Origin of the sequence: Phreatobacter aquaticus (assembly GCF_005160265.1) — a bacterium.
In the GTDB taxonomy this organism is placed as follows: domain Bacteria; phylum Pseudomonadota; class Alphaproteobacteria; order Rhizobiales; family Phreatobacteraceae; genus Phreatobacter; species Phreatobacter aquaticus.
The window spans coordinates 1,114,629-1,127,512 of the sequence record NZ_CP039865.1 but is presented as its reverse complement, the minus strand read 5'-3'; the positions used below and the strand labels follow the sequence as shown (position 1 = coordinate 1,127,512).

Annotated in this window: 13 protein-coding genes and 1 tRNA gene; 8 read left to right on the top strand and 6 right to left on the bottom strand. The window is 64.9% G+C overall.

Annotated elements, in window-relative coordinates; translation table 11 throughout:
• Positions 1 to 241: 241 nt before the first annotated feature.
• Together E8L99_RS05245 and E8L99_RS05240 are read right to left on the bottom strand one after the other, a co-directional pair.
• Positions 242 to 1,879: a hypothetical protein gene (locus E8L99_RS05245; protein ID WP_137098560.1), complete on the bottom strand. Its 1,638-nt coding sequence runs from the start codon at positions 1,877 to 1,879 to the stop codon at positions 242 to 244.
• Between the two features lie 178 nt (positions 1,880 to 2,057).
• On the bottom strand, positions 2,058 to 2,276 hold the full coding sequence (locus E8L99_RS05240; RefSeq protein ID WP_137098559.1) for a helix-turn-helix transcriptional regulator: 219 nt from the start codon (positions 2,274 to 2,276) through the stop codon (positions 2,058 to 2,060).
• A 346-nt stretch (positions 2,277 to 2,622) separates the two neighbouring features.
• Here E8L99_RS05240 and E8L99_RS05235 point away from each other — a divergent pair, with 346 nt between their 5' ends.
• Positions 2,623 to 3,213: a hypothetical protein gene (locus E8L99_RS05235; RefSeq protein ID WP_137098558.1), complete on the top strand. Its 591-nt coding sequence runs from the start codon at positions 2,623 to 2,625 to the stop codon at positions 3,211 to 3,213.
• 600 nt (positions 3,214 to 3,813) lie between these two features.
• Here the strand turns inward: E8L99_RS05235 and E8L99_RS05230 are convergent.
• Positions 3,814 to 5,040, bottom strand: coding sequence for a tyrosine-type recombinase/integrase (locus E8L99_RS05230; protein WP_137098557.1), 1,227 nt, complete (start codon positions 5,038 to 5,040; stop codon positions 3,814 to 3,816).
• Between the two features lie 150 nt (positions 5,041 to 5,190).
• A tRNA-Ser gene (locus tag E8L99_RS05225) sits at positions 5,191 to 5,280 on the bottom strand.
• Positions 5,281 to 5,589: 309 nt separating this feature from the next.
• Between E8L99_RS05225 and E8L99_RS05220 the strand changes: the two genes are divergently transcribed.
• The 7 genes from E8L99_RS05220 to E8L99_RS05190 all read left to right on the top strand — a co-directional run bounded on the left by E8L99_RS05220 (position 5,590) and on the right by E8L99_RS05190 (position 10,405).
• A complete protein-coding gene (locus E8L99_RS05220) occupies positions 5,590 to 6,285 on the top strand; it encodes a 50S ribosomal protein L21 (RefSeq protein WP_137098556.1) in 696 nt (231 codons plus the stop codon).
• A 69-nt stretch (positions 6,286 to 6,354) separates the two neighbouring features.
• Complete coding sequence (gene rpmA, locus E8L99_RS05215; protein WP_137098555.1) at positions 6,355 to 6,624, top strand: 50S ribosomal protein L27; 270 nt, start codon at positions 6,355 to 6,357, stop codon at positions 6,622 to 6,624.
• Positions 6,625 to 6,780: 156 nt separating this feature from the next.
• Positions 6,781 to 7,419 carry a GNAT family N-acetyltransferase gene (locus E8L99_RS05210; protein WP_137098554.1) on the top strand — a complete coding sequence of 213 codons (639 nt, stop codon included), beginning with the start codon at positions 6,781 to 6,783 and terminating at the stop codon, positions 7,417 to 7,419.
• Between the two features lie 79 nt (positions 7,420 to 7,498).
• Positions 7,499 to 8,104, top strand: a complete 606-nt coding sequence (locus tag E8L99_RS05205; RefSeq protein ID WP_137098553.1) for a GNAT family N-acetyltransferase — start codon at positions 7,499 to 7,501, stop codon at positions 8,102 to 8,104.
• A 22-nt stretch (positions 8,105 to 8,126) separates the two neighbouring features.
• On the top strand, positions 8,127 to 8,657 hold the full coding sequence (locus E8L99_RS05200; RefSeq protein WP_137098552.1) for a DUF3833 family protein: 531 nt from the start codon (positions 8,127 to 8,129) through the stop codon (positions 8,655 to 8,657).
• A gap of 32 nt (positions 8,658 to 8,689) precedes the next feature.
• Positions 8,690 to 9,226 carry a molybdopterin adenylyltransferase gene (mog, locus tag E8L99_RS05195; RefSeq protein ID WP_137098551.1) on the top strand — a complete coding sequence of 179 codons (537 nt, stop codon included), beginning with the start codon at positions 8,690 to 8,692 and terminating at the stop codon, positions 9,224 to 9,226.
• A gap of 87 nt (positions 9,227 to 9,313) precedes the next feature.
• Positions 9,314 to 10,405: a P1 family peptidase gene (locus tag E8L99_RS05190; RefSeq protein WP_137098550.1), complete on the top strand. Its 1,092-nt coding sequence runs from the start codon at positions 9,314 to 9,316 to the stop codon at positions 10,403 to 10,405.
• 52 nt (positions 10,406 to 10,457) lie between these two features.
• On the opposite strand, the gene E8L99_RS05185 is transcribed toward E8L99_RS05190, so the two are convergent.
• Both E8L99_RS05185 and E8L99_RS05180 read right to left on the bottom strand, forming a co-directional pair.
• Positions 10,458 to 11,534 carry an alpha/beta fold hydrolase gene (locus E8L99_RS05185; RefSeq protein ID WP_137098549.1) on the bottom strand — a complete coding sequence of 359 codons (1,077 nt, stop codon included), beginning with the start codon at positions 11,532 to 11,534 and terminating at the stop codon, positions 10,458 to 10,460.
• Between the two features lie 127 nt (positions 11,535 to 11,661).
• Positions 11,662 to 12,828: an acetyl-CoA acetyltransferase gene (locus E8L99_RS05180; RefSeq protein ID WP_137098548.1), complete on the bottom strand. Its 1,167-nt coding sequence runs from the start codon at positions 12,826 to 12,828 to the stop codon at positions 11,662 to 11,664.
• Positions 12,829 to 12,884 lie beyond the last annotated feature (56 nt).

The window sequence follows — 12,884 nt, the reverse complement described above, 5'->3', positions numbered from 1 at the left end:
ACACCCGTCAACACAAAGGCGGTCCGGCGGCGACGATCATTTGCGATCTGAGCCAAGCGCGATATAGGGCGCGCGATACTCGTAAAATCCGGCGCTCTTAGCTGGCCAACCGGCTCGTCCTACAGGAGTCGAGGGCGGGCACCGGCGGACGCTCGCTACTGCCCCAGCGGGCACCCTTCGCAATCGGACTCAGCGACTCTCGCAACGCCGGCAAACGCCTATCGTTTAGCGATCGGCCCGTTCAAAACCCGATGCGCACCGCGTCTCGCGCTCTCAGCAGATCCAGCAGCGTCGAAACGGGCTGACCGCCATTGGCGGCGAGATGCGCCATCAGCCCCTCGAACCAGCGGCCGATCCCTGGCAGGTCGGCGCCCTCGTAGGCCGAGGCCTCCAGCATCCGGCGCTCCGTCTCGGCGAGAAAGGCCTGGCGTCCGTCAACATTTTCGTCTTCGGCTATAGCGACCAGGCGCGCCACGATACGCTCGTTGGCCAAGCTGATCGCATATGGGTGCATATCGCCCAATGTCTCGACACGCATGGCGGCCTCGACGTCCGCCACGGTGATGAGGAGCAGGCGACGATAGACCCGGACGGGCATGAAAGTCCGCAAGCGCTCCTTGAGAGCACGGTGCGCCTCGCGCTTGAGGCGTTCAGTTCCCGCACGTTCGCAGACAGCTCCCGGCTGGCAGTGGCTTTGGAGCCCCCACTTGAGATACGGCTCGATGGCGATCTCGCCGAGGAAGTCCGCAATGATCTGGTAGGGGCGCGGAGCAGCGACCACAGGCTTGATCGCGACGATGGCCTCACGTCGCGGCGAGCGATACTCCTCGATCAGCGCCCTAGCGTGCTCGTCCTCGGTGAGGGCGATCGGTTCGGCCGTCATCGGAGAAATCGGCGCCTCCTCGGCCTCCGCCGGACAGATGGACAGATGAGTGTGTTCCGCTTTTGAGGCCGAGAATGGAGTCAGATCGCCTTGCAGTGTTCCGCTTTTGAGGCCGGACCCATACTCCAGTGTTCCGCTCATGAGGCCGAGGTGCACCGGATCTGAGGCCGATTTCTTCTTTGAGGTGTGGTAGACGGGAAAGTCCTTGCCCGGCCCCCAGAGGCGATAGCGGGCAGCGGCCGGGGTGAACAGCACGCCGGCAGGGGTTTGGAACAAGTCGATGGTGTAGGTCGCCGTGACGCGGGGCCCGACCAGCGCACGGCCGAGCACCTTGTTCTCGATGAAGCCCTTCCCCTGAAGCTCGTTGAGGGCGCGCCGGCCGGTATCGTCGCTGGCACCGATCAGCTGGCCCGCCTCGTCGTTGCTGATCTCGATGGGATTTCGGCGCTTGGACGTGAAGATCAGCGCGACGAGCAGGAGGCGAGCCGTCGGAGACAGATGACGCCAGGCCGGCGTGCGCATCGTCTCGACGTCCAGCTTCGCGAACTCCTGATGGTGCTTTCGGGCCTTGTTCCACTCCGCGGCGAAAGGAGTCGGCGGCGCGCCCGGCCGGCTGTCCTTGATGAAGGGCAGGAGCCATTCGCTCGCCCGCTCGCCCCTAGGTCCCTTGCTGCCCTCACGCGCCAGGATGAGGAGGCCGTTCTCGCGCAAAGAGCGAATTGCGCGATCGGCCGTCGCAGGTCCCCGGGCCCCCAGACGACCGGCAAGATCGCGGCTGCCCATATAGATCTGGCCGTTATTGTTGCCGTTGTCACACGCCATGAACTCAAACAGGGCCGCGCGTGCCAGCGGCGTCGCAGCCTTCCAGCGCGGGCTGTTGGTCAACCAGGCGTAGACGCGGATATGGAATGCGCTGACACGCTCGGCACGCTTTCCGAGGCTCTCGCGGCCGGACTGGTTGACCTTCGTCTTGTTGAGCTTCAGGTGCTTGGACATGGGGCCTGCCGTCTCCGTGATCGGCTTTCGAGAGAGGCGGCCCCGCAACAATGTCGCGGGGCGTCGGGCTCGCTTTCATTAGTGCAGGGGGCGACCGAGACGCGGAGTGGCGTCAGGGAGTTGGGAGAAGTAGGCCAGTCTCGTGGCAAAAATGCCGGATTGGCCTACCCGTGGCTGCTTAGGAGTTGCAGCGAACACGTCCCGCGAAGAAGGCCTCGACATCCTCAACGCGGAAAAGCGTGCGGGAGCCGATCTTGATGTGCGGGAAGCCCTTATGGCGGATCAGGCGGTCGAGCGTCGCGGGCGAGATGACGTAGGCGTCGCACACGTCCGTCTTGGCGATCAGGCGGCGCGCCGGCTTGGTAGCAATGGCGGTGATGGGGGTGTTGGTGTTCATCATGTCCCTTCAGGTTTCTCAATCAATCCGGCTCGGTGGCCGTCACGTTGAGTCCTGGCTGGTCAGAGCGACCTCGTGTGATGGGGGTATATTCCGCAGCGTTGGAAAACTGAGGCAGGCGGCGCTGCACCGGTTCCTCGATACACTCCATGACCCCGTTCTTCGGTCTGAAATGGTGCCTCCTTGGTTGCGGGCGCGCTTCGGCCCAATCGATTGATCAATGCTCCGAATCGGAACGAGCAGACTGATTCGAATTTGTGCGGATTGGAGCTGTTGCGCGGTCTTGATGGGGGAATCTCGCCGTCGCTAGAGTGCCTGACCCTTCAGAACTCCAGCCTAGGCAATCATGACCGAAGCCCGCGAACCCGCGCCAATCGGCAGCCTGTACCCAGGCGACCCTGAACTCGTGAAGGTCCAGCACGCCTATGAGGAGCGGAAGGAGATTCGCTTGGTCGGGATGGGCAGCGTCTTCTTCACCGATGGTGGCAACATGTTGATGGCGCGGGGGCGCGACGGCATGCCGACTCCCGCTGCGCAATCCTACCTCGACGATCTGAGGGAGAAGTTCATCGCCGGCGAGCGGTGGGTCACCGTCCGGCATGGCGACAGCTACCAATCGATCAGCGCCCTCGTGTCCGGCTTCCGCAGGCAGTTCGAACTGCCCCTCCCACCACTGCCGTTGTGGGATCGATTTCGGCTGGCAATCGGCGCGGCCCGGCCGCACAACCGATTTCCGCAGTTCAGCCCGCCGCCACGGAGCTTGAGCCGCCTGCTGCGCTGGCTAGGTCAGAAAGAGCTGCGTGAGCGCGTCCCTGAGCTTGAGCAGGGTGCAGCGGAGAAGATCGCGGAGTTTGAAGCAAACCTACGAGCTGGCCTCGTCCGCGAGATGCCCGGTCGTGACATCCGCGTCCCCTCCAGATCCCGCGAACGGCCTTAACCGTGGATGCCATGCTTTGGACCAGGCGCCGGTTTCGTCCAATCGAGTTCTCATTCCTTTGAATGTGTCGCGCGTAAACCCACGGGTCTCACCGTGGGCCGCTTCAAAAGCGATCTGACAGCACTCAACGAATGGCGTTGTCGCGTCCAGCGCCCAACCCGGCTTCCGTCCAAAGACCCAAAACCACATGACAGCGACCGCGTCGATATAGTCCCGTGGCGCTGGCGGTGCTCCTCGTTCCAGGAGTGGCGTTTCAACGCGTTTGATTAGTGCCAACGTCTCATCATGCTGCTTTCGGCGGGGGTCTATCTCCAGACTTGAAAGGCTGACGCCGAGGCGATGCTCAAATGCGAGGATTAGGACCTCTCTCGCAAACCCGCTCGCTGCTATGGCGTCGGCTTTCATCCTCGTCGAGAGAATGCTGACCAGTTTCTCATGGTGCTCTAGGATCGGAGCTTGCAGCCACCATTGGTCTGGGTCCTCTGGTGGGCCAGCATCCCGCTCCAAGAACGCTTCTTTGCGAAGTTTCAGGGTAGCGTCGTCTTTGTCCTCTTGCCAATCAGCCGACACGCCGGCGTTCCCGTCATCCTCCTGCATGGATCAAGCTCGCCGCATCTGGACCACGTTGGCCCCTGCGACCCCTTCAACGAAATCCGACCACCCTTCCATCAGCGCGATCCGGCGGGCGAACAGGTCGGATCGGGCATAGGCGCGCTCGACGTCGTCACCAAGCTGATGGGCAAGTGCGGCCTCCGCCGCATCGCGATCGCTCGGACGATTATCCTGGACCCATTGGCGGAAGGAGCTGCGCAGTCCGTGCGCCGTCGTCCGGTCATTCGCGTTCATGCGCTTCAGGAGTTGCAACAGCGCCATATTCGACATCGGCCGCTTCAGGTCCTGGCTGGGGAACACCGCATCCGATGGTTCGGCACCCTCAAGACGGATGGATTTGAGGAGCTGAATAGCCGCATCGGTCAGCGGCACGCGGTGCGCGACGCCTGCCTTCATGCGCTCGGCCGGCACCAGCCAGGTCTGCTCCCTCAGATTGATCTCGGCCCAGGTTGCCCCCAGAACCTCGCCAGTGCGTCCGGCCGTCAGGATCAGGAACTCCAGCGCGCGCGGCGCCATCCCTTTGCGCTCGCGGAGATCGACTAGGAAGGCTGGGACCTCTTGCCACGGCAACGCCGCATGATGTCCGGCACCACTCTTCTTGGCCTTAGCGAGCAGATGGTCGAGATGGCCCTTCAGGCGCGCCGGGTTTTCGCCTTCGCGCAACTTCAATGCCTTGGCGGCATCGAGTATGGCCTCGATCCGCTGCCGAACGCGTGAAGCGGTCTCGGGGATCTTCAGCCAGATCGGCTGGAGGCAGGCGAGAACTGCCTCTGTGTCGACGTCCGCGACCGGTATCGCCCAGAGCTTTGCCCCATGCTGCTGGAGGCTGTTGCCCCACTGCTGCCCGTGCTTGGCATTCTTCCAGCCGCCGCGCTTGCGCTCGATATGCGCCAGCGCCGCCTCGCCGAATGTCACTGCAGCTGCCCGATGGCCCTGCCGCTTGCGCTCCGCGATGGGATCGATGCCGTTGGCCAGCAGATCTCGGGCGTCCGAAGCGGCCGCGCGGGCATCGGCAAGCGATACCGCATTGGCGCCCACCGCGCCGCCGAGCCCCATTTCGCGTCGGTTCTCACCGTTACGCTTGAACATGAAGAGCCAGCGAGCGCCGTTTCCATCGACCTTTAGGTAGAGACCACCACCGTCAGAATGGGTGCCCGGCTGCTTGACGAGCGAGCCCACCGCCTTCGCACTCAGCTTGTTCAGCGCCCGAGCCATCTCGCCTGCCCCACTTTGTGCCCCACCTTCGAGCTGCGGTAGCCCGATCAGCGGTGACGTAACGTGAGGACAGTAGCGCGAATCTCGTTGAAAAATCAACGACTCCGTGAGGAGATCGGCGCAGTTAGGATGATGTCTGAGGGGGGAGTTTGGCGGAGAGGGAGGGATTCGAACCCCCGATACGGTTGCCCGTATGCCGCATTTCGAGTGCGGTGCATTCGACCACTCTGCCACCTCTCCGCGGTCGCTGAACGGCACCTTGCGGGCGCCCTCCGGTCGTAAAGCGAAGCGGCATGTAGCGGAAGCGACGCTGCTGTTCAAGCGGCAACCGTCGCCGACCGTCAAATTCCGTCAGCTGCGCCGGGATTTCCTTGACTTGGCCGGCAATTTCGATCATTGAGCCGCGTCCCGAACTCCTGCATGTCGCGGCTTGTCTGCGTCTGTCATGGTTTCGGGCATTCTCAACCGCCATTCCCGGCGGCAAGACAAACCAAGAAGACGACCGGTCCGGGCTCCCTGGCCAAGGTTCGTCGATGAAGGACTAGAACCATGTACGCAGTCATCAAGACTGGCGGCAAGCAATACAAGGTTGCCGCCGCCGACACGATCACCATCGAGAAGCTGACGGCAGAGCCGGGCGATGTCGTGGTGTTTTCCGAGGTTCTCATGCTCGGTGGCGACGCCGGTATCACCATTGGCGCCCCGATGATCGACGGCGCCTCGGTGGCCGCTCACGTCGTGCGCCAGGCCCGCGGCCCGAAGACGATTTCGTTCCGCAAGCGCCGCCGCCAGAATTCGAAGCGCAAGCGCGGTCATCGTCAGGATCTGACGGTCGTCCAGATCGGCGAGATCCTCACCGGTGGCGCCAAGCCGACGCTGACCGCCAAGGCCGCTGTATCGACCGCTGCCGCCGTGTCGGAAAAGCCCGCCAAGGCGCCGAAGGCTGCAGCGCCCGCCAAGTTCGCCGATCTGCCGGCCGAAGGTGGCCGCGATTCGTCGAATCTCTCGCTGATAGCCGGTATCGGTCCGACGATTGAGAAGAAGCTGCGCGCCGCCGGCATCACCACCTGGGAGCATATTGCTGCCTGGACCGCCGAGGACCTCGAGGCGAAGGACAAGGAGCTCGCGCTCCGCGGCCGCGCCAAGCGCGAGGAATGGGTCGAGCAGGCCAAGGAACTCCTGGCCGGCAAGCCGCCGCGTGCCAAGGTCGACCAGGCCGAACAGAAATCCGGTGAGGACTGGTAAGCGCGAACGCGCACTTGTCATCACGCTGAACGCAACGTCTTATAAGACAGAACAGAACGGGAGCTCGACATGGCTCACAAAAAGGCAGGCGGTTCGTCGAGAAACGGCCGCGATTCAAACTCACAGAGGCTGGGCGTGAAGCGCTTCGGCGGTCAGGCCGTGCTGTCTGGGAACATTCTTGTTCGCCAGCGCGGCACGAAGTTCCATCCCGGCACCAATGTCGGCCTCGGCAAGGATCACACCTTGTTCGCGACCGTAGACGGCCGCGTCGAGTTCCGCACCAAAGCGAATAACCGAACCTTTGTGTCGGTTGTTCCGATGGCTGCCGCAGCCGAGTAACGGCGGCACCTCATCGGAGCCGCCGGCGGATCGCCAGGCAGCTCCGATGATCTGAGGTCAAGGATCAAGGGGTGCCAGGCGGAAAGCCGGCGCCCCTTTTTCTTTGGCCTCGGGATGGTCCCGGGGTCCGGCCACGGCCAACAAGGAGCCCGTGTCATGACTTGCCTGGAAACCGAACTGGAAGGCCGCCCCTGCGGCGAACTGCTCGAGAGCTGTATCCCCGTCCTCGAGACTGAGCGGCTCGTTCTCCGTGCGCCGCGTTTCGAGGACGCGCGCGCGATCGCGGCGGTAGCCGATGATCGCCGTATCGCCGAAATGACGGCCAATCTTCCGCATCCTTACGCGGAAAAACATGCGGAGAATTGGATCGCCAATGCCTGGTCCGGTCCGGACCATCCCTTTCTCATCACGCTCAAGACCAACGGCGCGCCCATCGGTGCGACGGGCTTCGTGATGCCGGAGCTCGGCGATCCCGAAATCGGCTATTGGCTGGCCACCGCCCATTGGGGCAAGGGCTATGCGACGGAGGCCGCCCGGGCCGTCGTCGATCACCTGTTCACCCAGCACGGCGTTGCCGCCGTCGCTGCTTCCGCACGTGTGGTCAATCCCGGCTCGCGCCGAGTCATCGAGAAATGCGGCTTCCAGTGGATAGGCGTCGGGTTGATGCGCTCCAGGTTGCTCGCAAGTTCCGTCCCGGTTGACAAGTTCCGGCTGGATCGCAGCACCTGGGCCAGCATCAAGGCCTGGCGCGATCCGATCCTGCGGCGCTCCGTTCCGGAGGGCCTGACCGACTGATCTGACGATCGGCTGCGTCTGACCATCAAAGGGCTTCCCGGTCTCGCATCGGGGGGCCCTTTTTGCTAAGCGATGGCTCATGACCGATCGCTTTGAAGGCCGCCCCTGGCGGAAGTCCGCGCCCATCGAGACCCGCCGTCTCGTGCTGCGCGACTTCACCTTCGACGATGTCGCCCGCACCGCCCTCTATGCCGGCGATCCCGCCGTCGCCCGCATGATGGCGCCGGTGCCCCTGCCGTTCACCGAGGCGCATGCCTCGGCATTCATCGGCGATGTGCTGGCCTCCAATGCCTTGGGTGGGGGCCTCGGTCTGGCGGTCGCCCGCAAGCGCGAGCCCGACGCACTGATCGGCACCGTCACCTTCGCGGGCGAGGGCGCGGCCGTCGAGATCGGCTGGTGGTTCGGTCGCGCCTTCTGGGGCAAGGGCTTCGCCACCGAGGCGGTCATGGCGCTGATCGACGTCGCCTTCCAGGCGCCGCACCTCGAGACAATCGTCGCCGGGGCCTTCGCCGACAATCCGGCATCGCTCCGCGTCCACGAGAAGCTTGGCTTCCGCATCATCGGCCACTCGCGCCGGACGAGTGCGGCGCGCGGCTGTGCCGTCGACCATATCGACATGGCGCTCACCCGCGCCGACTGGCAGGCACGCCAGTCCTCTGCATCCGAAGGCACGTCTGGCGCGTAACTCCCCAACAAGGAGACACGCCATGACCCTGTCCCGCCGCACCCTTCTATCTGCCCCCGTCCTGCTTGCCGGCCTTTCGCCGATGGTGGCTGAAGCCCGACCCACTGCATCCCAGCCGCTGGTTCTGGAGCGGGTCTTTCGCGGCCGCCTGCGCGCCGAGGGCCGTTTCACCAGCCGCCTTGGCGGCGCAACCCGCACGCTCGTTGCCTTGATGAACGGCCGCTGGGACGGCCGCGTCCTGACGCTCGCCGAGGACTTCACCTATTCAGACGGGGAGCGCGACCGGGTCACCTGGCGCTTCACCAAGCTTGGCGAGGGCCGCTATGCCGGGACCCGCGAAGATGTGATCGGCACGGCAGATGTCCGCAATGACGGTGCAGCGCTGAAGCTTTCCTACGACGCGCTGGTCAAGACCGGCTTCGGCCGTCTGCGCGTCCACTTCGAGGATGTCATTGTCGCCCGGCCCGACGGCTCGCTCTACAACACGGCCGTGGTTACCTTTTTCGGCATCCCGGTTGGCGACGTCGAACTGGTGATCCGTCGCATCCGTTGAGCCAGCGCGGTCGTCGCGCTAAGGATGGCGCCATGAGTACAACCGTCCCTATCGGCGTGGTCACCGTCTCCGACCGCGCAAGCCGCGGCATCTACGAGGACAAGGGCGGCCCCGGCATCGTTGCCGCCCTCACCGAGCTTTTCGGCTCCCCGTGGCATCCCGTCGCCCGGGTGGTTGCGGACGAGCAGGCCCTGATCGAGCGGGCCCTGGTGCAGCTCGCCGACGAGGATCTCTGCCCGTTGATCCTGACCACCGGTGGCACCGGCCCGGCCCTGCGCGACGTGACGCCAGAAGCGACCGAGGCCGTCTGTGAGAAGATGATGCCAGGCTTTGGCGAACTCATGCGCGCCGTCAGCCTCAAGGTCGTACCGACAGCCATCCTATCGCGTCAGACCGCCGGCATCCGGGGTGGATCACTGATCGTCAACCTGCCCGGCAAGCCTTCATCGATCCGCGAGTGCCTGGATGCGGTCATGCCCGCTATTCCCTATTGCATCGACCTGATCGGTGGGCCGCGTCTGGAAACCAACCCGGCCCATTGCATTGCCTTCCGGCCGAAGGGCGCCTGATCCTGCGAGGGAGCCGCGCTTCCTCGGCGCTTCCCAGTCCTGTCAAGGCGGTCTAGCCTCCTGTCCCATGGAACAGGAGACGAGGCCATGGATCGCCGCGAATTCGCCACCGTAACGGCCTTGGGGCTCGGAGCAGCCATGACCGCGACCACCGAAACCCAGGCGCAGGCCACCACCATCGAGCAGATCCGCGCCCGCACGCTGGGCGGCGCCATAACCGATGTTGCTGGCATCAAGGTTGGCCATTTCAGCGATGCCCGCCGGCCCACCGGCTGCACCGTGGTCATGACGGAGGAGGGCGTTACCGGCGGCGTCGATGTGCGCGGCGCGGCGCCGGGCACACGCGAGACCGATCTCCTCAACCCCACCAACCTCGTCGACAAGGTCCATGCCGTGATGCTTGCCGGTGGCAGCGCCTTCGGCCTCGATGCCGCCAGCGGCGCCATGCGCTGGCTGGAAGAGAAGGGCTTCGGCTGGCCGGCAGGCCCAACCAAGGTGCCGATCGTCCCCTCGGCCATCCTCTTCGATCTCGCCATGGGCGACCACAAGGTGCGCCCGGATGCCGAGGCCGGCTACAAGGCCTGCGAGGCCGCCAGCAACAATGCCCCCGCCGAAGGATCGGTGGGCGCCGGCACCGGCGCCTCCGTCGGCAAACTCTATGGCATGGCCCGCGCGATGAAGGGCGGCATCGGCACGGCGTCGGTGAAGGTCGGCAAGATCACGGTTGGCGCCATCGTAGCGGTCAATGCGGTGGGCGACGTGATCGATCCGAAGACCGGCGAGGTTCTGGCCGGCGCGCGCACGCCCGACGGCCGTCAACGCCTCGGCATCACCCAGGCGATCCTCAAGGGCGAGCTGCCGCCATCGCTTCAGGCCGGCATGGCCACCACGATCGGCGTGGTGGCAACCGATGCGCAACTCACCAAGGCGCAGGCGCAGAAGCTCGCCCAGCACGCCCATGATGGGCTCGCCCGCACCATCGACCCCATTCACACGATGTGGGACGGCGACACGATCTTCGCGCTCGCCACGGGCAAGAGCGGGCTGCCGGGCAACATGATGGCACTCGGCGCCCTTGCAGCTCAGGTCATGGCCGCCGCGGTCGTGCGGGCCGTGCTCGCGGCCAAGGCCATTCCCGGACCGGGTGTGCCTGCAGTGCCGGGCGTCAGCGAACTCTAGGTCCGGGCACACCCTTTACCCTTCAGGGGAGGGTGAAGATGCGACTTCCGCCTCACATCGCCCGGCGGGGCACTTGCGCGAGGAATTCCTGCAGCTCGCGCTTCCAGAGCCGCGCCATGCCTGTTGTGCCATGACCCCTGGTCTCGGTGCTCGCCGGGATCAGCAGCAGACGGGCCCCGGCGACGCGCTTTAGCTCGCGGTCCATGATGCCGGTCTCGGGCGGATTGCGCTCGTCATCGGCGGAATTGATCACCAGTAGCGCCGCTTTGATCCGCTCCAGGCGGGGCGCCGGATTGTAGTCGCGTGACGCGTCCCACTGATACATGAAGTCGTTCGCATCGGCACCGAAGGGCGCAGCGAGGCGCGCGTCGAGCAGCTTGTCGGCCGCCTCGCGCGTCGGCGCCATCTGCTGGTAGGCCAGCGTTCCGCCATTGGTGGCAATGCCATAGAAGGCGTTGGCGACCCTCAGGCTCGGCGGCTGCGTGGTGTAGTTGCCATTGTTCCAGGCGGGGTCGTTGCGGACCGTGTCAATGATCAGGCGGCGCATCATCCAGTTGCGGCTGGACATCTCGGTCGGCTGCGAGGCCATCGGCACCAGCGCATCCATGAAATCGGGATGGGTGACACCCCAGACCCAGGTCTGCATCCCACCCATGGAATTGCCGATGACGAGGCGCAGGCGGCGAATGCCCAGGCCCTCGGTCACGAGCCGGTGGTGACCGGCGACCATGTCGTCGTAATTGTAGCGCGGGAACTGGGCGCGCAGGCCGTCCGACGGCTTGGACGATTGTCCCGCGCCAATCGCGTCCGGGATGATGATGAAGTACTTCGCCGCATCGAGCGGCTGGCCTGCGCCGAACAGTTCGCCGGCAAAGCCCGGATTGAGCATGTTGGCCGCCGATCCCGCGGTGCCGTGCAGAACCAGAACCGGCTCGCCGGTCGGATTGCCGATCGTCACATAGCTGAGCTTCAGCTCTGGGATGACCTGACCGGTATGAAAGCGGAAGTCGCGCGCGACATAGGTTCCGCGCTTCGGCTCGGGATAGTCGGCGGCGCTGGCCGCAGTCCATGTCAGAAGAGGCAGAAGCAAAGCCGCGGCGGCAAGTCGCAGCGCAGATGCGATCGTCATGGCAGTTCCCCCTGGAATGGCTCCGGTGGGACGCAGTGCGCCGCCCGGAACTCTTGGGAAGAACTATGACTCGCGGCAGCGAACGGCAGCAAGTCCGCTGCCGTTCACGGTTCCGCGCGCGGTGGGCTCAGCGCAGGCGCTCCAGCACGCTGACGTAATTGGCGACCGCGGCGCCACCCATGTTGAAGATGCCAGCAAGCTTGGCGTCCTTCACCTGGATGCCGCCGGCCGTGCCCATCAGCTGCATCGACGACAGGACGTGCATGGAGACGCCCGTCGCGCCGATCGGATGGCCCTTGGCCTTCAGCCCGCCCGACGGATTGACCGGCAGCTTGCCATCCTTCTGAGTCCAGCCCTCTAGAACAGCGCGTGCACCCTGGCCCTCCGGCGTCAAGCCCATCGCCTCATATTCGATGAGCTCTGCCACCGTGAAGCAGTCGTGTGTCTCGACCAGCGAGAGATCCGACAGCTGGATGCCCGCTTGGCCCAAGGCCTGGCCCCAGGCCCGGGTGCAACCCTCGAACTTCAGGATGTCGCGCTTCGACATGGGCAGGAAGTCCTGCACATGGGCCTGACCGCGGAAGGCGACGGCCTTCTTCATCTTGAGCGCGGTCGCCGTATCGGTGACGACCAGAGCGGCGGCGCCATCCGAGACCAAGGAGCAATCGGTGCGCTTCAGCGGGCCGGCCACGAAGGGGTTCTTCTCACTCTCGGTGCGGCAGAACTCGTAGCCGAAATCCTTGCGCATCTGCGCATAGGGGTTCTCGACGCCATTCTTGTGGTTCTTGGCGGCGATCGCCGCCAGCGCATCGGACTGGTCGCCCCAGCGCTGGAAGTAATTGTGCGCAATCTTGCCGAAAACGCCGGCAAAGCCCGCGGGCGTGTCGCCATCCTCGGGCAGGTAGGAGGCCTTGAGAAGGTTCTTGCCGATCTCGGGGCCCGGTGTCTTGGTCATCTGCTCGACGCCGACGACCAGAACGACCCGCGCATCGCCCGCCTTCACCGCGCGCACGGCCTGGTGAACAGCCGCCGAACCGGTGGCGCAGGCATTCTCCACTCGCGTCGCCGGCTTGAAGCGCAGCCGGGGGTCGGCCTGCAGCACCAGGGAGGCCGTGAAGTCCTGCTGTGAGAAGCCCGCGTTGAAATGGCCGAGGATGATCTCGTCCACGTCGTCCGGGCCGATGCCGGCATCGATCAGCGCATCGGTTGCAACGCGGACGATCAGGCTTTCGACGGTTTCGTTCTCGAGTTTGCCGAAGGCCGTGTGGGCCCAGCCAACGATGCAGGCAGTCATGTCACATCCTCCAGATTCACACTGACGAGTATATACACGATAGCCCGAAAACGGGC

Bases quoted from the DNA above. Each gene is read 5' to 3' on its own strand.
- E8L99_RS05245 (WP_137098560.1), bottom strand. From the start codon at position 1,879: ATGTCCAAGCACCTGAAGCTCAACAAGACGAAGGTCAACCAGTCCGGC.
- E8L99_RS05240 (WP_137098559.1), bottom strand. From the start codon at position 2,276: ATGAACACCAACACCCCCATCACCGCCATTGCTACCAAGCCGGCGCGC.
- E8L99_RS05235 (WP_137098558.1), top strand. From the start codon at position 2,623: ATGACCGAAGCCCGCGAACCCGCGCCAATCGGCAGCCTGTACCCAGGC.
- E8L99_RS05230 (WP_137098557.1), bottom strand. From the start codon at position 5,040: ATGGCTCGGGCGCTGAACAAGCTGAGTGCGAAGGCGGTGGGCTCGCTC.
- E8L99_RS05220 (WP_137098556.1), top strand. From the start codon at position 5,590: ATGTACGCAGTCATCAAGACTGGCGGCAAGCAATACAAGGTTGCCGCC.
- rpmA (WP_137098555.1), top strand. From the start codon at position 6,355: ATGGCTCACAAAAAGGCAGGCGGTTCGTCGAGAAACGGCCGCGATTCA.
- E8L99_RS05210 (WP_137098554.1), top strand. From the start codon at position 6,781: ATGACTTGCCTGGAAACCGAACTGGAAGGCCGCCCCTGCGGCGAACTG.
- E8L99_RS05205 (WP_137098553.1), top strand. From the start codon at position 7,499: ATGACCGATCGCTTTGAAGGCCGCCCCTGGCGGAAGTCCGCGCCCATC.
- E8L99_RS05200 (WP_137098552.1), top strand. From the start codon at position 8,127: ATGACCCTGTCCCGCCGCACCCTTCTATCTGCCCCCGTCCTGCTTGCC.
- mog (WP_137098551.1), top strand. From the start codon at position 8,690: ATGAGTACAACCGTCCCTATCGGCGTGGTCACCGTCTCCGACCGCGCA.
- E8L99_RS05190 (WP_137098550.1), top strand. From the start codon at position 9,314: ATGGATCGCCGCGAATTCGCCACCGTAACGGCCTTGGGGCTCGGAGCA.
- E8L99_RS05185 (WP_137098549.1), bottom strand. From the start codon at position 11,534: ATGACGATCGCATCTGCGCTGCGACTTGCCGCCGCGGCTTTGCTTCTG.
- E8L99_RS05180 (WP_137098548.1), bottom strand. From the start codon at position 12,828: ATGACTGCCTGCATCGTTGGCTGGGCCCACACGGCCTTCGGCAAACTC.